Annotated in this window: 18 protein-coding genes; 11 read left to right on the top strand and 7 right to left on the bottom strand. The window is 30.2% G+C overall.

Annotated features, from left to right (window positions below; genetic code table 11):
- The first annotated feature begins 2 nt into the window (after positions 1–2).
- Positions 3–1,049 (top strand): galactose ABC transporter substrate-binding protein, encoded by a 1,047-nt coding sequence (locus tag CLCHR_RS13535; protein WP_079440363.1) that lies wholly within the window; start codon positions 3–5, stop codon positions 1,047–1,049.
- 152 nt (positions 1,050–1,201) lie between these two features.
- Entirely contained in the window at positions 1,202–1,768 is a 567-nt protein-coding gene (locus CLCHR_RS13530) for a beta-class carbonic anhydrase (RefSeq protein ID WP_079440362.1), read from the top strand.
- A gap of 46 nt (positions 1,769–1,814) precedes the next feature.
- Here CLCHR_RS13530 and CLCHR_RS13525 read toward each other — a convergent pair whose 3' ends face one another.
- The 7 genes from CLCHR_RS13525 to CLCHR_RS13495 all read right to left on the bottom strand — a co-directional run bounded on the left by CLCHR_RS13525 (position 1,815) and on the right by CLCHR_RS13495 (position 10,068).
- A complete protein-coding gene (locus CLCHR_RS13525) occupies positions 1,815–2,552 on the bottom strand; it encodes a TIGR03915 family putative DNA repair protein (RefSeq protein WP_079440361.1) in 738 nt (245 codons plus the stop codon).
- A gap of 2 nt (positions 2,553–2,554) precedes the next feature.
- Entirely contained in the window at positions 2,555–3,976 is a 1,422-nt protein-coding gene (locus tag CLCHR_RS13520) for a putative DNA modification/repair radical SAM protein (protein ID WP_079440360.1), read from the bottom strand.
- A 263-nt stretch (positions 3,977–4,239) separates the two neighbouring features.
- Entirely contained in the window at positions 4,240–5,253 is a 1,014-nt protein-coding gene (locus CLCHR_RS13515) for a LacI family DNA-binding transcriptional regulator (protein WP_079440359.1), read from the bottom strand.
- 12 nt (positions 5,254–5,265) lie between these two features.
- A complete protein-coding gene (galT, locus tag CLCHR_RS13510; protein WP_079440358.1) occupies positions 5,266–6,765 on the bottom strand; it encodes a UDP-glucose--hexose-1-phosphate uridylyltransferase in 1,500 nt (499 codons plus the stop codon).
- Between the two features lie 158 nt (positions 6,766–6,923).
- Complete coding sequence (gene galE, locus CLCHR_RS13505; RefSeq protein WP_079440357.1) at positions 6,924–7,916, bottom strand: UDP-glucose 4-epimerase GalE; 993 nt, start codon at positions 7,914–7,916, stop codon at positions 6,924–6,926.
- 161 nt (positions 7,917–8,077) lie between these two features.
- Positions 8,078–9,247, bottom strand: a complete 1,170-nt coding sequence (locus tag CLCHR_RS13500) for a galactokinase (RefSeq protein WP_079440356.1) — start codon at positions 9,245–9,247, stop codon at positions 8,078–8,080.
- Between the two features lie 347 nt (positions 9,248–9,594).
- Complete coding sequence (locus CLCHR_RS13495; protein ID WP_079440355.1) at positions 9,595–10,068, bottom strand: RNA-binding protein; 474 nt, start codon at positions 10,066–10,068, stop codon at positions 9,595–9,597.
- 269 nt (positions 10,069–10,337) lie between these two features.
- On the opposite strand from CLCHR_RS13495, the gene CLCHR_RS13490 reads away from it, so the two are divergent.
- The 9 genes from CLCHR_RS13490 (at position 10,338) to nspC (ending at position 19,818) form a co-directional block, all read left to right on the top strand.
- A complete protein-coding gene (locus CLCHR_RS13490; RefSeq protein WP_079440354.1) occupies positions 10,338–11,147 on the top strand; it encodes a hypothetical protein in 810 nt (269 codons plus the stop codon).
- A 198-nt stretch (positions 11,148–11,345) separates the two neighbouring features.
- The gene (locus tag CLCHR_RS13485) at positions 11,346–11,909 is read left to right on the top strand and encodes an HDIG domain-containing metalloprotein (RefSeq protein ID WP_079440353.1); all 564 of its coding nucleotides are present in this window, start codon (positions 11,346–11,348) and stop codon (positions 11,907–11,909) included.
- Positions 11,910–12,044: 135 nt separating this feature from the next.
- Positions 12,045–12,647, top strand: coding sequence for an HAD family hydrolase (locus tag CLCHR_RS13480; RefSeq protein WP_079440352.1), 603 nt, complete (start codon positions 12,045–12,047; stop codon positions 12,645–12,647).
- A 243-nt stretch (positions 12,648–12,890) separates the two neighbouring features.
- Complete coding sequence (locus CLCHR_RS13475; RefSeq protein WP_079440351.1) at positions 12,891–13,583, top strand: hypothetical protein; 693 nt, start codon at positions 12,891–12,893, stop codon at positions 13,581–13,583.
- A gap of 186 nt (positions 13,584–13,769) precedes the next feature.
- Entirely contained in the window at positions 13,770–14,588 is an 819-nt protein-coding gene (speD, locus tag CLCHR_RS13470; RefSeq protein WP_182629296.1) for an adenosylmethionine decarboxylase, read from the top strand.
- A gap of 17 nt (positions 14,589–14,605) precedes the next feature.
- A complete protein-coding gene (locus tag CLCHR_RS13465) occupies positions 14,606–16,063 on the top strand; it encodes an aminotransferase class I/II-fold pyridoxal phosphate-dependent enzyme (RefSeq protein WP_079440392.1) in 1,458 nt (485 codons plus the stop codon).
- Positions 16,064–16,918, top strand: coding sequence for a polyamine aminopropyltransferase (gene speE / locus CLCHR_RS13460; protein ID WP_079440349.1), 855 nt, complete (start codon positions 16,064–16,066; stop codon positions 16,916–16,918). It abuts the gene before it with no gap.
- 99 nt (positions 16,919–17,017) lie between these two features.
- Positions 17,018–18,220 (top strand): saccharopine dehydrogenase family protein, encoded by a 1,203-nt coding sequence (locus tag CLCHR_RS13455; RefSeq protein WP_079440348.1) that lies wholly within the window; start codon positions 17,018–17,020, stop codon positions 18,218–18,220.
- 455 nt (positions 18,221–18,675) lie between these two features.
- Positions 18,676–19,818, top strand: a complete 1,143-nt coding sequence (nspC, locus tag CLCHR_RS13450; protein ID WP_079440347.1) for a carboxynorspermidine decarboxylase — start codon at positions 18,676–18,678, stop codon at positions 19,816–19,818.
- The last annotated feature ends 183 nt before the right edge of the window (positions 19,819–20,001 follow it).

Here is a 20,001-nt window from a genome sequence, read left to right as displayed (position 1 = left end):
AGATGTTTAAAAAGGTATTAAAGTTTATTGGACTTTTCGTTATTATGGTTACAATAATGTTAAGCTATAGTGAAAATTTAGCGGAGGCTGATATGCGACTTACTGAGGGGAAAATTATTAATGTAGGAGTATTATTATATAGATTTGACGATGATTATATTTCTTTTGTGCGTCAAAGCCTAGAAAAAATTCAAAAGGAAAATGAAGGTAAAGTCCAATTTACTTTTTTTGATGGAAAAAATCAACAATCAATTCAAAATAAAACTCTTGATGTATTACTTGAAAAAAACAATATGGATCTTTTATTGGTAAACTTAGTAGATACTAATAGTACACGAGATGTAATAAATAAAATTAAAGAGAAAAATATTCCTGGAATTTTGTTTAACAGGGAACCAGTTTCTATAGAAGCTATTAAATCCTATAATAAATCGTACTACATAGGAACAGAAGTAGCTGAAGCTGGTGTGCTTCAAGGAAAAGTTATTACGAATGCTTGGAATAGCAACGAGCCACCAATAGATAAAAATAATGATGGAATATTACAATATATTATGTTGATGGGAGAAAGTGATAATCTTGAAGCAGTTACAAGGACAAAATATTCTATATTATCAATTAATAATTCAGGAATAAAAACACAAGAACTTGCTTTAAAGGTTTGTAATTGGAATAAAGATGAAGCTAAAAGTGCTACAAAAGCATTACTCTCACAACTTGGAAATAAAGTTGAAGCAATAATTGCGAATAATGATTCTATGGCAATAGGTGCAATTGAAGCGTTGCAAGAGTATGGTTATAACAAAGGGGATAAAACTCAAACAATAACAGTGGTTGGAGTGGATGCGATACCAGAAGCCCAAAAATTAATAAAGGAAGGGATTATGGCAGGTTCTGTACTTCAAGATCCTGATGCTTTAGCTAAAGCACTTTATAAAGTTGGAACTAATCTAGTTTATAATAGAAATTCTCTTTATGATACAGAATATAAATTTGATGAAACAGGAGTTTCAATCCGTCTTCCATATAAAAAATATATGCCTCAATAATTGTTTTTGTATAAAATGTAAAATAATTAGCTTTACAATATCATAAAGTTAAATTAGTATATAAATTAATAAAATATTCACAAATAAAAAAAGCAGCTATGCTGCAATCAAGAACTTTTCATAAATAAAATTATAAGGATGTGGGGCTAAAAATGAGTAAATTAGAACAAATAATTACGTATAACAAAAACTTTATACATAATAAAGAATATGAAGAATACGTAACAACTAAAATACCAAAAAAGAAAATGGTAATATTATCTTGCATGGATACTAGACTAACAGAATTATTACCAAAGGCAATGAACATTAAGAATGGTGATGCTAAAATCATCAAAGATGCAGGAGCGACTGTTATGCATCCATTTGGAGGGGTAATGAGAAGTATATTAGTTGCAGTGTATGAATTTGGAACAGAAGATGTTTTTGTAGTAGGACATCATGGTTGTGGAATGAGTAATTTAGACACAAAAAGTCTAGTTAATAAAATGATAGACAGGGGCATACAAGAAGAAACCATATCAACGTTAAACAATGCAGGTATAAATGTTGAAGGATGGCTTCATGGATTTGAATCAGTTGAAGAATCTATAAAAGAAAGTGTTAAGATGATTAAAAATCACCCATTAATGCCAAAGGATGTGAAAGTCCATGGTTTGATTATATCTCCAGATACAGGAGAATTAGAAATAATAATAAATGGTAGTGAGATTAAATAAAGTATTAAATGCCCTTAGATAATCTAAGGGCATTAATAATTAAATTTTAAGTTTCCAAGATGTGTTTCCAATATCTTTTAGGCATCATTCTAGACTGAAGTTTTAAATTTTTCCGTTCCTCAATAGTTGTTGATTTAAAGTAAGTTTTCCAAAGCGTTGAATATTCATCACTATGAGATTTAAGTTCCTCATAGCTTTGATTATCCATATGAATTATTTCATAGGAGGACTTATTGTATATTAAAGCCTTCTCTCTTGAAATATCATGAATTATAAAATATTCTTCTGGATATCTACTTTTAAAGTGGTCGCCAAGAAGTTCTAGAATGTCATTATCAGGCTCGATTGAAGAATATAAAAACTTATCATCTATATAATTAAATCTAACAAAGCCCTCAAATCTATGGCTTTCCAATGAAACTCGTCTATTTATATTATCTACGTGTCTTATTATATCTATATTAAGAAAACTATGAACATCATGCCCGAGTTTAAATGCTGCTTTCAAATATTTAAAAATAATCATAGCTTTTTCTTCAGTGCTACTTAAATATACTAGATATATCTTTTTTAAAGCTAGAAAATCTATTTTGTTTATTATTGCATCTTTTACTTTCTTAAATTTGTCTTTTTCAGTAGATATATCGATAATATTCCCAAGCAAAAGGGGAGTGTTCGATTCATTTCTTCCATAGATAGATGTAGGACTATCTTTAGAATAAAAACCATAATATATTGAAGTCAATAAACCTTCGAAAGTATCATCATATATGTAGATATTCATAATTAAAACTCTCCGCTTATAGAAGTAAATTTATCATTTATTAGTGAAATATTATGCTCAGGTAACAACAGATTAGGCTTATTAGATATATTATTTAATTTATCTAATGAAGTATTAATTTCTTTAGGAATTATAATGCCTGATGGCATAGTTTTTTCTTCTAAAGGATACATATCGAAAAAAGACAATTGATTAGGATTTAAATTTACACCTTTAGGAACATTTTGCTCTAGAAGTTTGTTTTTTATTTTGATATCATCGAATAAAACATCACCATAATATTTCCCACTGCAAGTAATAAAGTATTTTGCTCTTTTGAGAGTCACTCGTATATTTCTCAAATCTTCAAAAGTTAAATTGTGAACTCTTCTGATTTTTAGAATCTTTTTGGCAGAAGTTACTCCTATACCAGGTATACGTAATAATTTTTCGTAGGAAGCTTTATTAATTTCTATTGGAAATTCGGTTAAATTTGACAAAGCCCAATGGGTTTTAGGATCAAAATTTAAATCAAAATTATCATTTTCGTTCTTTAAAAGTTCATCAGCTTTAAAACCATAATATCTAAGCAGCCAATCTGCTTGATATAATCTATGTTCTCGAAGCATAGGAGGATGAGTTATGTCAGGAAGAAGTTTATTATCTTTTATAACAGGAACGTAAGCAGAGTAATAAACCCTTTTTAAACTAAAGTTATTATAAAGAGCTTCAGAAAGCTTTATTATTTTTCTGTCACTTTCAGGAGTAGCTCCTACAATTAGTTGGGTGCTTTGACCGCCAGGAACAAACAAGGGAGTACTTTTTATACTTTTTTTCATCTCACCATAGTTAATTATGGAATTTTTAATAGTCTTCATGGGACTTAGAATTTTATCCTTACTTTTTTGAGGAGCTAAAAGTTTCAGGCTGTCACTTGATGGAAGCTCTATATTTACACTCATTCTATCTACATATGTACCAGCCTTTTCAATTAATACCTCATCTGCACCTGGAATCGCTTTAAGATGAATATATCCATTAAACTTTTTTTCTTCGCGCAGCTTTCTAACAGTTTGTAGTAAAAGTTCCATTGTATGATTGGGATTATTAACAATGGCAGAGCTTAAAAACAACCCTTCAATATAATTACGTTTATAAAAATTAACTGTAAGATCGCAAACTTCATCTGGGGTGAAACTGACTCTTAAGAAATCATGTGATAATCCGTTGATACAGTATTTGCAATCAAAAACGCAGTCGTTTGAAAGTAATATTTTAAGCAAAGAAATACAGCGTCCATCAGGGGTAAAGCTATGACAGATGCCGCTTTCAGATGCATTCCCAATTCCATTATTAGAATTTTTTCTCTTTGATCCAGAAGAAGAACAAGAGACATCATATTTTGCTGCATTAGATAAAATTTTTAATTTGCTCATTAAATCCATACATTACACTTCCTTGAAATAAAAAATATATAAGTTTTAAGGAATAGTATCCTCGAACATATATTCGTAATAATATTATATACGAATATATGTTCTGGTGCAACGGGGTATTAATATTTTGTGAAACTTTTAATAAAACTTAAGTGGTGTAAGACTTTTTTATTAAGACGCAAAATAAAATTAGATACATGCTTGCACAATAACATGTATCTAATTTATTTTGGTTCATACGTAAAATTAAGTTACGATAATTTATATTTATTTTAAGCAGGACCTACAGTATCACGCTCAATCAAGGAGTTCATAAGTATTATTCGCTTACTGTATGAATTGTCATACTCTATTTTTTCTATTAACAACATTGCGGCATTTGTTCCAAGAAGAAACATGTTTTGATCAATTGTAGTCAGTTTCGGTTCTACAAATTTACTTAAGTCAATATTATCAAATCCAATGATTGATAATTTTGAAGGCACGTCTAAATTCAATTTCTTACAAGCATTGAGAACACCAACAGCCATAAGATCATTACAGGCAAAAACTGCAGTTGCAGATGTAGTTTTTAGGATATCTAAGAACATATTAAGAGTATTATCCACAGTCTCGCTGCTATTACCATTGCCGATGTTGATAATATTTTCGGGTTTATAATTATTTAATTCTTGCATTATTTCTCTATAAACTTTTTCTTTTACATCGTAAGAATAACTATCTTTTCCTCTAACAAATAGGATGTCTTTGTGATTGTTATCTATGAGATGATTCAAAGCCATATTTGCACCCATAGCTTCATCATTAATCACTGATGAAATATTATTAGATACTGAGTACCCATTTACAAATACAAGGGGAGTTTGCTTTGAAATATTATGATAAAATTTAGATTTTACATTTTCTGTATTAGGGTCTATAACAATTATTCCAGATACATTCCTAGATAATAAATTATTTATACATGTTTGTTCATCATCTTTATCATTATTACTACAAGCTAAAACTAAAGACAAAGAGTTGAGTTTTAAGCTATTTTCAATGCCATTAATAACCTCAGGGAAAAACATATTATTAATACTAGGAACTACAACACCTATAGTAGCTGACTTTTGCTGCGTAAGTTCACGTGCCTGCATATTAGGAATATATTTTAGTTCATCTATTACTTCTAATACCTTTTTTTTGGTTTCTTCCTTTACAGGGTAGTTTCCATTCATTACTCTTGAAACTGTTGCCACAGATACGTTTGCTTTTTTAGCCACATCTACTATAGTTATCTTCATAATTATTCCACCTTACAATATATTTATAAATTTATCAAAAGCAGCTAATCCTAATTCATTCCTTTTGAAAACACCTGCATGACATAATACTTCCAAGAATTTTAAGCCGACTTCTTCTTTTAATAATTCATCAACATTTTCCTTGGATATGTTAACATGCTTTTGTAAAAGGTATTTATACCAATCAGAATGTTTTGCTACCATTTCATCATCTGAAATATCAGCTTTTCTATTAATTAAATAATCCTTTAGGGAATTTAATTCCTCCTTAAGTCTTGCAGGAAGAACTGCAAGCCCCATAACTTCTATTAATCCTATATTTTCTTTCTTAATATGATGTACTTCATCATGAGGATGGAAAATACCAAGAGGATGTTCATCGCTAGTTCTATTATTTCTTAAAACTAAATCAAGTTCATACTTACCATCTCTTTTTCTTGCAATAGGAGTTATAGTGTTATGTGGTTCTTCGTTTGAATGGCTCATTATATCTACAGATTCATCAGAATAACCTCTCCAAGAAGACAAAATATGTCCTGCTAAATCTAGTATTTTATCTTTATTAGTACCTGAAATTCTAACAACAGACATAGGCCACTTAACTCTTCCGACTTCAATATCTTCGTAATTTTTTATAGTATATGTCTTTTCTATAGGGGCTTCTTCCATGGCAAAAGTATAATGACCACCTTGGTAATGGTCGTGAGATAGTATTGAACCGCCCACAATAGGTAAATCAGCATTGGAACCAGCAAAATAATGAGGTAGTATATCAGTAAATACTAATAAATTCTTAAAAGTATCTTTGTTGATTTTCATAGGTATATGTTCGCTATTAAATATAATACAATGCTCATTATAATAAGTATAAGGGGAATACTGCAAGAAATATTTTTTTGTATCAAAATCCAGCGGTATAATCCTGTGAGTTTGTCTTGCGGGATGATTTATATGTCCATAAAACCCTTCATTTTCTTTACATAGTAAGCATTTTGGATATGAACTGGATTTTACTAATTTTGCTTTTGCAATATCTCTTGGATCTTTTTCAGGTTTTGATAAATTAATTGTGATATCTAGGTCTCCATATTCTGTAGGAGCTTTCCAAACTACGTTTTTATCAATTCTATCTTTTCTTATATAGTTTGAAGCAATGCTTAAAGCGTAGTAGTATTCAGTAGCTTTTTGTGGAGATTCTTTATATAATTCGTTGTATTTGCTAATAACTTCAGAAGGCCTTGGCATAACGCAATTCATTATAGCGGTATCAAATAAGTCTCTTTCAGTTACTGTATCTTCAATTAATTTATTTTCACAAGCATAATCTAAAATATTTTCTAAAATAGGAGTTGGAGTTTCAAGGTTGTCATTAACATTAGAAACTTCATACTCGTTTATATTTAAAGTGCCAAGTAACATATTTGTAGAATATATTACGTCATCAGTATTTATCAGTTCTTTTTTCAATGCAAAATTTATAAGTCTGCTTATCTCATGATTTATATTTATCATGTTAAAACCCCCGTAATTCTTAATGACAAGTAGCAAGTGAAAAGTGATAAGTTTAATGATGAAATCACTTCTGGTGATTTCTAAAAAAGTTCTTGAAAAAGTCAGTGGCTTTTATTTTTAAACTTATCACTTATAATTTTTAATTTGTCACTAAACTTTTATTTATCTTCATAGCCGTTTGGATTATTTTTATGCCATGTCCAAGCTGTTTTTATAATAGCTTTAACATCTGTATATTTAGGTGTCCATCCTAGAAGTTTTCGAGCTTTTTCATTTGAAGCTATTAACCTTGCAGGATCTCCAGCACGCCTTTCACCTACAACAACATTAATTTCTTCATTAGTAGTTTCTCTTGCTGAATCAATCATTTCTTTAACACTAAATCCAAATCCGTTACCTAGGTTGAAGATGTTACTTTCATTACCTTTTTGTAAATACTCAACAGCCTTTATATGTGCATCTGCTAAATCAAGTACATGAATATAATCTCTTATACAAGTACCGTCTGGAGTATCATAATCTTCCCCGAAAACAGTTATAGCATCTCTTTTTCCGAGTGGAACTTGAAGGATTAGTGGAATTAAGTGGCTTTCAGGTGAATGGTCTTCACCGATGCTTCCATCTTCTAGTGCACCAGCAGCATTAAAATATCTTAAAGAAACATAATTTATTCCGTTAGCTTTGTTAACCCATTTCATCATTTTTTCCATAGTTAGCTTTGTTTCACCATAAGTATTTGTTGGATTGGTTTCATCACCTTCAGAAATTGGAATTCTCTTTGGTTCTCCGTAAACTGCTGCTGTTGAAGAGAAAACTATATACTTAATATCATGTTTAACCATGCTTTCAAGTAATATCTGCATTCCATATACATTATTATTGAAGTAAAGCAGAGGTTTAACCATACTTTCACCAACTAAAGAATTAGCAGCAAAATGTATGATAGCTTCAACATTATTTTCAGAAAAAACTTTATCTAAGAATTCTGAATCACGGATATCACCTTTATAAAATTTTGCTTTTGGATGAACAGCCTTCAAATGGCCTGATTGTAGATTATCAACAATTATAACGTCTTTATTTTGTTTTATAAGCTCATGTACTGTATGTGAACCAATGTATCCAGCACCACCACAAACTAATATTGACATATTAACATCTCCTTCATTTAAAGAATATATATTCTAAAATTTGATTAGCTAAATCTATTTTTTAGTTCATAGCTATAAAAGCATTTCTATATATTAAAGTTTGAAAGTTTTAGAATACATTTATTATGATAAACTTAATTTGGTATAATTCCAATTAGTTTCTAAATAATTTTTCTAGTTCCATCTGAAATGCTAACTACATAGAAACTAGGTTCATGACCAATCTTATTAGTATATTCAGCTTTTACTTTTTCGATGAATGAGTCTATACAGTCTTCTTTTACAATATTAACTGTGCATCCTCCAAAACCAGCACCTGTCATACGAGCGCCAATTACTCCTTCGCTTTCCCAAGCAAGAGCAACTAAAGTATCTAATTCTAATCCAGTAACTTCGTAATCATCTCTTAGAGATACATGAGAGTCATTCATAAGTTTTCCAAATAGAGCTAAATCATTTTCTTCTAGAGCTTTTACAGCTTTCAAAGTTCTTCTGTTCTCGTATACTGCGTGTTTAGCTCTTTTTGCTTTAATAGGATCTGAAATACAAGATTTTATTTCTTCAAATTCTTCTTCCGTAAGTTCACCTAAAGCATTTATGTTTTTAACTTTTTGGATTTCAGCTAATGCAGTTTCGCATTCACTACGTCTTTCGTTGTATTTAGAATCAGCGAGTCCACGCTTCTTGTTTGTATTTGCAATTACTATTTTATATCCGTCCATAGCTAGCTTACTATAAGAATATTTTAAAGTGTTGCAATCTAAAAGAATTGCACAGTTTTCTTTTCCCATGCCAATAGCAAATTGATCCATAATACCACAATTTACTCCGATGAATTTATTTTCAGCTTCTTGGCACATTTTTACTATATCTACCATATTAATATTTAAATTGAATAAATCATTCAATATTGCACCAGTTAAAACTTCTATTGAAGCAGAAGAAGATAAACCAGAACCGTTAGGAATATTTCCATAGAATAGTATTTCAAAACCGTTAGGAATTTTATATCCATGATTCTCAAAAGTTTTAATTACACCCTTAGGATAATTAGCCCAATCATGCTGTTTTTCATATACCATATCTTCTAGATCAAATTCTAAGATGCCTAATTCTTTGAAATTTAAAGAGCTAACTAATACTTTTTTATCATCTCTTTGTTTTACCAAAGCATAAGTCCCTATAGTAAGAGCACAAGGAAAAACATTACCTCCATTATAATCAGTATGTTCACCAATTAAGTTAACTCTACCAGGCGAGAAGAAAACATTTTCAGAGTCCTTCTTAAATAGTTCACTAAAATTACCTTTTAATATATTGATATCTTCCATATTTCATTCCTCCTTCTTATATTTATAGTAAGCGATTACTATAAAAAAGTAAAGGGGGAATTTTATAAAATCATAATGATATTTTATGAATTTTCAGGGTGTAAAACATGAGTATTGCTGGAATGTATAAGGAGATGCTTGGTTTTAGCGGGTTTGAGGAAAATATGAAAAAATATCCTGTTCCTTCATAGAATTAAATTTTGTAGGAATGTACAAAAGATAATATAGAAAAGGCTTACTATAATCAAAGCACTAAGATTACTATAGATATTGAATCTATATGTCGATCTATTTATACAAAATTTAATAGGCAGCTTAATTTATAAGCTACCTATTTGGCATCCTTTTTACTTTTTTGAATGGCGAGAATTTCTGCCCATGTTATTCATATTATTCATGTTATTTGCATTACCATTCATGTTATTCATTCCCATGTTGTTTTGGTTGCCCATTAGCATGCTTAAAAGGGAATTAATATCATTCATATTATTTCCGGCATTACCATTATTGTTCATATTATTCATTGGATTATTATTGGCATTATTCATATTGTTCATTGGGTTATTATTAGGATTACCCATGTTACCCATGCCCATATTGCCCATTAGCATATTCATTAATGGATTACCATTCATATTACCCATACCGCCACCCATTGATCCCATGAGCATATTTAATAAAGGATTGCCACCCATCATATTGGGGTTCATACCGCCTGGGCTGTTGCCGCCATTTGGGTTAGGCATCATAGGATTGCCTCTCATGCCTCCACCCATACCGTTAAAAAATGAAGCTAGTAGCATATTTATTAATGGATTCATTTTAACCACCTTGCTATAAATTGTTTTAATATAGTTTATTGCAGTTAGGCATAAAAGGATACAAAAAAGAATAATTAACTATTATAAATATTATATAAAGTATCTTTAATGACAATAAACAAAGAATAAAAGAAAGAAAAATGAATAAAATAAATATAGAATCTAAGGCTGAGAAATATAACCTTAGTTCTTTTTTATTTTTTTGATTGCACATTAATGGAGAATAAAGAAAACTAGAGAATATAAGGTAAAAAACTTAGGAGAACTTTATGAGAATAGGAGAATTAGAATTAGCAATAATCGATATAATTACATTTATAGGTTTATTAATTACATTTTTAACTGGGGTATTAAACTTATTTCAAAATAAAAAGACACTTTATATAAATAATATTACGAGATTCAGAGTAATATGGATAACTACACTTAGAACCCATATTTCAAGTCTTAAGGAGTTAAGTAACATAACGAATTTATATGTAAGAACTAGAGATGGAAGAAATAAGATAGAATTTAGAAGGGAATTAGAAAGGGTTGTTTCTTTAATAAAGATGCAATTGAATTTTACAGGGACCCTTGATTGTCAGTTAATATGTAAGGTGGATGCATTAAAGGCAGCACTAAATAGTTATTTGTTAGCATACTATTGCAAGAACACTGTTAACAAGGCAGAAAATGATAATGAAGTCATTGATAAATTTAAAGAAGTTATTGATGTTATTACTGAAAAGAAGTTACTAGAGCAGCTTCTAAATATAGCCATAAGCAATAAAAAAATTGAAGCAATTAATAAGGCAGAAACTCCAAGTTTATTAGAATTAAAAAATGAAGTTAAGCTGGCTTACATGGGCGATTCAATATTAATTAAGCAAATGATTAAAGAAATTGACTATATGATAATAAATTATGAAAGTGAAATTGAATGTTTAAATTGTGATATAGATAAAATTGTACAGATATACTTAAAAGCCGAGTGGGTTAGATGTAAGATAGAAACTAAAATGTGGCCTTATAACAGGTATGATGAAGACAAGGTAATTAAAAGATTGCAAAAAGAATATGAAGATCATTGGAAATAAATGCAGGTTGTATGTTTAAATAAACCTGCATTTAGTTGTTAAATTAGTTGAATTTTTATACTTGATATGCCTTAACATAGAAAGGGTAAGTGAATTTACCAAAATGGATATTGATTGGAAAATACTATAGTGATATTATTTTATTTAAATAGGATATATAAAAACATAACTAGATATATCTTAAGGAGGTATTATATAATGGAAGAAAAAATAGATAGAGAAAAAGCGTGGGATCTTCTTTGTAAATATAATAAAAGTGATGCACTTAGAAAACATGGCTTAGCAGTAGAGGGAGCAATGAGACATTTTGCAAAACTTTATGGTGAAGATGAAAAGTTATGGGGAGTGATAGGACTTTTACATGATATTGATTATGAAATGTATCCAGATCAACATTGTGTTAAATCTCAGGAAATAATGAGAGAAGAAAATTTCCCGGAAAGTTATATTAGGGCAGTGGCATCACATGGATACAATATAGTTGTGGACATTAAGCCTGAAAGCAATGCAGAGAAGGTGCTATATACTATAGATGAACTTACAGGACTTATAAGTGCAGCAGCACTAATGAGACCTTCAAAAAGTGTTATGGATTTAGAAGTTAAATCAGTAAAAAAGAAGTTTAAGACAAAAGGATTTGCAGCAGGTGTAGATAGGGATGTTATTTTGAATGGATGCAAAATGATTGATATGGAGTTAGATAAAGTCATAGAGAATACTATTTTAGGAATGAGAGATGTAGCTGAATCAATAGGTCTTTAATTCAAACTTTGATATAGAGATTATTATTGGTATGGATAAATTGTTGTTAATTTAGAAGTGAGATAAATACTAGATTTTGAACATAAAAATTAGAAAGATGCCGATATTTAATGAGAAGGGTAAATGGGGGAGAACATGATTAAGAATATAATATTTGATATAGGAAATGTAATGTTAGAGTTTGATCCAAAAACATATGTTAAATCCAAAATTGGTGAAGATAAATTAGAAGAAATATATAAATGTATTTTTCAAAGCGAAGAATGGCCAATGCTTGATAGAGGAGTAATCACAGAAAAAGAAGCTATAAAGAACATAGTTTCTAGAAATTTTGAAAATGAAAATTTATTAAACATGGTGTTAGAAAATTGGTATGAAATGTTGATACAAATAGAAACCAGTGTGGATATCTTAAGAAAATTAAAGGAAAAAAAGTATAACGTTTATTACTTATCTAATTTTCACTTAGCGGCATTTGAATATATAAATAAGAAGTATGGTTTATTTGAATTGTTTAACGGTGGTGTAGTTTCATATAAAGAAAAGTTGCTAAAGCCAGAAAAAGAAATATATGAAAAAATTATAAAAAAGTATAAATTAGAAATAGATTCAACAGTTTTTGTTGATGATATGGAAGAAAATGTTGAAGCAGCTATTAAACTTGGATTAAAAGGAATTGTGTTAAAAAATCCAGTAGATCTACAAATAGAATTGGAAAAATTAAATATTAGTATTTAGATATAAGGCACAAGAAGATTAATCATGTATTAAAGTATATTTATTGGATAACATAATGTATAATATATGTTCCAATAAGGATTAAGTTTATAATGAATATTTTATTAGAAACTCGTATCATAATGATATGAGTTTTTTTCTAAAAGTGTTAAAATAATAAAGTAAGCATAAATAATGAATATATATGTTTATAGGAAAAAAATAAAATTTATACGAACTTAATCGATGTAAGGAGATGTATTAATGAGTGATTTACGTGACCTAAAGGAATTGACGAAAGCGAAAGCAGACCAAGAGATGCAAGAATTGAAAGATAAAATTATAGAAAGATTAAGCTCAATTAAAAGAGATGGAATAGATGAATTAATAAAATACCTTGTGGAAAGAACAGATTATTTTACAGCACCAGCATCTACAAAATTTCATTCGAATTATGATGGAGGCCTCGCATATCATTCCGATAATGTAGTTGAATTACTAATCCAAAAAAATAAACAGTATAAGATAGGATTAAGTAATGATACGATGTATTTAACAGGATATTTACATGATCTTTGTAAATGTAACCTTTATGAAAAAACTATGAGGTTAAAAAAAGATGAGATGACAGGAAAATGGATAGGGTATGCATCTTATGAGTTTGATGATAAGATCCCTCTAGGGCATGGAGAAAAAAGTGTAATTTTACTTCAGCAATTTGTTAAGTTATCATTAGAAGAATGTTTAATGATAAGATGGCATATGGGAGCGTATGTACCTAAGGATGAATATAGAGATTATAATAAAGCTATAGAAATGTATAAATCAGTTTTAGCTTTTAGCAATGCTGATGCTGAAGCTTCGCATTTCTTAGAAGAAGTTAGAGAGCCAGAAATTTATTCTATAGAAGAATATAATCAATATGTAAAAGAAAGAGCAATGAGAAAAAATAGTTAATGATATATTGATTTATTTGCAAAGGAAATCAGAGGAATTTAAAATAAAACAGAGTATAATCGAGTTTAAATAAATTTATTAAAGCTATTAAAGAAATATTGTCATAAACAGTAGCATTTTTAAAGATAATATAGTAAAATGTCAATGTTGTATGATAAATAGAACTTAATTTATGCCAGAAAGGTTGTGATGTTAGGGTTGGAAAACAAGCTGAAGTTATACGGCTTTAACAACCTCACAAAAACACTTAGCTTTAACATCTATGATGTATGCTATGCAAAAAGTGAGCGCGAGCAAAAGGACTATATTGCTTATATTGATGAGCAATACAATTCAGAAAGACTTACTAGAATTCTGTGTGATGTAACGGAAAGTATTGGCGCACATGTACTTAATATTTCAAAACAAGACTATGATCCTCAGGGAGCAAGTGTAACTATTCTAGTATCAGAGCAGACTCTAGCAGTCAAAGAAATAGATGCATCTTGTAATAAAGGTGAAATTGACATTTTGAATACTAGGGATACTGTTGTAGGTCACTTAGATAAGAGTCATGTTACTGTGCATACTTACCCAGAGTATCATCCAGATAACTCAATTGCTACTTTTCGTGTTGATATTGATGTAGCCACTTGTGGAGAGGTTTCTCCTTTAAATGCATTAAACTATCTTATAGGAAGTTTTGATTCAGACATCATAACAATAGATTATCGTGTAAGAGGCTTTACTCGAGATGTTGATGGTAAGAAACTGTTTATTGATCACAAAATAACATCAATACAAGATTATATTGATGAAGGCACTTTGAAGAAATACGATGCAATGGATATAAATGTATATCAATCGAATATATTTCATACTAAAATGTTAATTAAAGAAATTGAACTTCAAAATTATCTTTTTAATAGAGATGTTTATGAAATTAGGCCAAAACAAAGGCTTGAAATTGAAAACAACTTAAGGAAAGAGATGATTGAGATTTTTAGTGGAACTAATATATATTAATGGGGGGATGAATGGAAATGAAGAATAAAGAATCCCACTCAAGAGCACCAATTTATGAAGCGTTAGTAGAATATAAAAAGGCTAGGGTGGTTCCATTTGATGTACCAGGACATAAGCAAGGACGAGGAAATGATATGCTTAGGGAATTTCTGGGGGAACAATGTCTATCAGTAGATGTAAATTCAATGAAACCACTTGATAACCTTATTCACCCGGTATCAGTTATAAGAGAGGCTGAAGAGCTTGCAGCTGATGCATTTGGTTCAAAACACGCATTCTTAATGGTAAATGGAACAAGTTCAGCAGTTCAGGCAATGGTTATGAGTGTATGTAAAAAAGGCGAAAAGATTATAATGCCTCGTAATGTGCATAGAAGTGCTATAAATGCTTTAATAATTAGCGGAGCAATTCCAGTTTATATAAATCCAGGTACAAATAAGCAGCTTGGAATACCACTTGGTATGTCAGTTGAAGATGTAAAAAGAGCAATTAAAGAAAACCCAGATGCAAAAGCGATATTCGTTAATAATCCGACTTATTATGGGATCTGCTCAAATTTAAAAGAAATAACAAAACTAGCTCATGAAAATGGAATGTATGTACTAGTAGATGAGGCGCATGGGACGCATTTTTATTTTGGAGAAGACATGCCAATGTCAGCTGTTGCTGCAGGAGCGGATATGGCAGCAGTTAGCATGCATAAAACTGGTGGTTCTTTGACTCAAAGTTCTTTTTTATTGCTTAATTGTGACCTGCAAATTGGATATGTTCGTCAAATAATTAATTTGACTCAAACTACAAGCGGTTCGTATCTTTTAATGTCATCACTTGACTTGGCAAGAAGAGATCTTGTGCTTCATGGTAAAGAAATTTTCAAAAAGGTGAAGGAAATTTCTGAATATGCTAGAGGTGAAATTAATAAAATTGGTGGTTATTATGCTTTTTCTAAGGAACTAATTGATAATGACGCGGTTTATGACTTTGACACAACAAAGTTATCTGTATTTACTAGAGAAATAGGTCTTGCTGGAATAGAAGTATATGACCTATTAAGAGATGAATATGGTATACAAATTGAACTAGGGGATATTGCTAATATTTTAGCAATAATTTCTGTTGGAGATCGTAGCCTTGCGATCGAAAGATTGATATCTTCGTTATCTGAGATTAAGAGATTACATTCAACAGATAAAATGGGAATGTTTGATCATGAGTATATAGACCCAGAAGTTATACTAACTCCTCAGGAGGCTTTTTATTCGCAAAAAACTTCAGTTCCATTAAATGAAAGCAATGATAAAATATGTGCTGAGTTTGTTATGTGTTATCCACCAGGAATACCGATTCTTGCTCCGGGAGAAAAGATAACAAAGGAAATATTGGATTATATAAGTTATGCAAAAGAAAAAGGCTGTTTTTTAACTGGAACGGAAGATACTAAAATTGAAAATATTAATATTGTGGAGGACAAGTAAATGGAGTTATGGTATACAGAACAACATACAGAAAATGTAAGATTTTCAATTAAAGTTGAAAAGGAAATACATACTGAAAAAACTGAATTCCAAAGAATAGATGTACTTGAAGCTAAGGAATTCGGAAGGTTTTTCACACTAGATGGATTAATGATGGTAACTGAAAAAGATGAATTTATTTACCATGATATGATAGTTCATGTACCAATGGCGACTAATCCAAATATTAAAAATGTTTTAGTTATAGGTGCTGGTGACGGTGGAACAATAAGAGAACTTGCAAGATATGACTCAGTTGAAAAAATAGACATGGTTGAAATTGATGAGAGAGTTGTTGATGTTTGTAGGGAATACTTTCCACTAACTGCATGTATGCTTGACGATAAAAGAGTAAATAAATTTTATGAAGATGGCTTGAAATTTATAAGAGATAAGGAAAACGAATATGATTTAATCATAGTAGATTCTACAGATCCTTTTGGACCAGGGGAAGGATTATTTACTAAGGAGTTCTATGGGAATTGCTATAAAGCATTAAAAGAAGATGGAATTTTAGTTAATCAACATGAAAGTCCATACTATGATAATGATGCAGCTGCAATGAAAGAAGCTCACGAAAAAATAACAAAATTCTTTCCAATCATTAGGGTATATCAAGCTCATATTCCAACATATCCATCAGGACATTGGTTATTTGGATTTGCTTCAAAAAAATACCATCCTATTAAGGATTTAAATGCAGAGGCGTGGAATAAATTAGGAATAAAAACAAAATACTATAATACAGATCTTCATGTAGGCTGCTTTGCATTGCCAACTTACGTTAAAGATATGTTAAGTGGACTTACTGATTAGAATAATTATTATATAATAGAATTAAATTGTTTGCTAAATTCAGTTGGAATATAAGTTTCAACTGAAAAGTTTCACTTTATAGAAAATGGAGGAATCAAAATGGGAAAAGCTTTAATTATTGGTGCTGGTGGTGTTGCTAGCGTTGCTATTCATAAATGTTGTCAAAACTCAGAGGTATTCGAGGAAATTTGTATAGCTAGTAGAACATTATCAAAATGTGATGCTATAAAGGCTTCATTAGAAGGAAAGACTAAAACTATAATACATACAGCTCAAGTAGATGCTGATAATGTGCCAGAATTAGTAGCACTTATAAATAAATTTAAACCAGAAGTTGTAATAAACCTTGCACTTCCTTATCAAGATTTAACAATCATGGATGCTTGTTTAGAAACAAAAGTTCATTATGTAGATACAGCTAATTATGAACCACTTGATACAGCTAAGTTTGAATATAAGTGGCAATGGGCATATAGAGAAAAATTTGAAAAAGCAGGTTTAACTGCATTACTTGGAAGCGGATTCGATCCAGGTGTTACTGGGGTATTCAGTGCTTATGCTCAAAAACATTATTTTGATGAAATAAATTATATTGATATATTAGATGCTAATGCTGGTGACCATGGATATCCATTTGCAACTAACTTTAACCCAGAAATAAATATTCGTGAAATCACGGCTCCAGGTAGTTATTGGGAAGAAGGTAAATGGATAGAAACAGAACCTCTTGAAATAAAGAAAGTTTATGATTTCCCAGAAATAGGACCAAAGGACATGTATTTATTACATCATGAAGAATTAGAATCTTTAGGAATAAATATTAAAGGAATTAAGAGAATTAGATTCTGGATGACATTCTCTCAAAAGTATATAACGCATTTAAATGTACTTGAAAATGTTGGTATGACTTCAATTGAACCAATTGAATTTGAAGGAAAGCAAATAGTACCATTACAATTCCTAAAAGCAGTTTTACCAGATCCAGCATCACTTGGACCAAGAACAAAAGGTAAAACTAATATAGGATGTATTTTCCAAGGTAAAAAAGATGGAAAAGACAAAACTTATTATGTTTACAATGTTTGTGATCATGAAGAGTGTTATAAAGAAGTTGGATCTCAAGCAATTTCTTATACAACTGGAGTTCCAGCTATGATAGGTGCAAGCTTAATCCTAAGAGGCTTATGGAAGAAACCAGGAGTATATAATGTAGAAGAATTTGATCCAGATCCATTTATGGAAGAATTAAATAAATGGGGATTACCATGGAAAGAAGATTTTGCTCCAACTTTAGTTAAATAAACTTGCGAAACTTCTTAATTATGTGATAACTAACCGAACTGGTAGGTACTCTGTTGTTTCGGTTGCTATAAAATATAGATGTGGATTTCTAACAGTAAAAGTTGCACAAAAATGCTAGCCTCAAAGGTAAACGCTCAAAGAGAAAGTTCGAGAATCCAAATATAAAATTTGGGTTCTCACTTTTTGAACTAGCATTTTTGAACAACTTTTACTGAAGAAATCCATACATCTATATTTTAAATGCAACACTGCACAAAAGAGTACCTACCAGTTCTGATATTGAGCACAACTCAAGGTAAGAATATATTCCGCAATAATCTTGAAATACTTTGATATAAATTATAAAAGAAGTGACAGGTGTAAGCAAATACTTAAGAGATTTTATGCAAGTTATCACATAAGTTTAAGCTTAGGCCGTTTATCTGCAAAATATAATTAAAAGGTTTGGTGATTTAATGAAAGATATAGATTTAAGTAAGTTGCCTTCACCATGTTATGTGGTTGATGAAAGGCTTATTAAGAAGAATTTAGAAACTTTAGATTATGTGCAAAGGGAAACTGGTGCAAATATTATACTTGCAACAAAGGCATTTTCAATGTACTCAACTTTTCCTTTAATTGGGAAGTATTTAAAAGGTGTTACTTCAAGTTCTTTGCATGAGGCTAGACTTGGATATGAAGAGATGGGTAAGGAAGTACATATTTACGCACCTGCATATAGGGAAGACGAGTTTGATGAAATAATGAAATATAGTGATCATATAGTATTTAATTCATTTAGCCAGTGGAAAAAATATAAAGATAAGGTTAAGAACTATGAAGGAAAGAAAATTGAATGTGCTATTCGTATCAATCCGGAATATTCTGAGATAGAAACAGACATATATAATCCATGCTTTGAAAATTCAAGGATGGGAGTTACCTTAGCTAACTTTGAAGAAGATGAGCTTGATGGAATAGACGGATTACACTTTCATACAATGTGTGAGCAAAATTCTGATACTCTTGAACGTACAATAAAAATAGTAGATGAAAAGTTTGGAAAGTACATTAAGAAAATGAAGTGGATCAACTTTGGTGGAGGTCATCATATTACTAGAGAAGATTATGATTTAGAGACACTAATAAGATCTATTAACTTCATAAAAGATAAGTATGGTGTAGAAGTGTATCTTGAACCAGGTGAAGCCATTGCTTTAAATACAGGCTTTTTAGTAGCAACAGTTTTAGATACAATGAAAAATGGAATGGATATAGCAATATTAGATACATCGGCTGAATGTCATATGCCAGATGTACTTGCGATGCCTTATAGGCCTAATATTATAGATTCTGGGAAACCAAATGAATTTGAATTCACTTATAGATTTGGAGGGCCAACTTGTCTTGCAGGTGATATTATAGGGGATTATTCATTTAAGGAACCATTAAAGCCAGGAGATAAGCTTGTATTTTGTGATATGGCTATTTATTCAATGGTTAAAAATAATACCTTTAATGGAGTTAATCTTCCTGCAATTGTAAAGTATAGCGAGGAAAAAGGTGTTGAAGTAATAAAAGAATTCGGATATGAAGATTTTAAATCTAGATTATCGTAATCTTATACAATCAAAGAGTAAGAAGTGTGGTATAAATCCGTTATTTGGAAAAATGTAAATTGTTTTATAATAATATTCTAAAAGACGAAAATGAATCAATTGTTCAATGGATAATAAGATGTCGAATAGTTTCAAAAATGAGAGAGTATATATTTCTAATAAAAGAGATATATACTCTTTTAT

The sequence above is a fragment of the Clostridium chromiireducens genome, assembly GCF_002029255.1.
GTDB lineage: Bacteria > Bacillota > Clostridia > Clostridiales > Clostridiaceae > Clostridium > Clostridium chromiireducens.
Note: the sequence above shows the minus strand (reverse complement) of the source record. Positions and strands in the feature narration are given on the sequence as shown.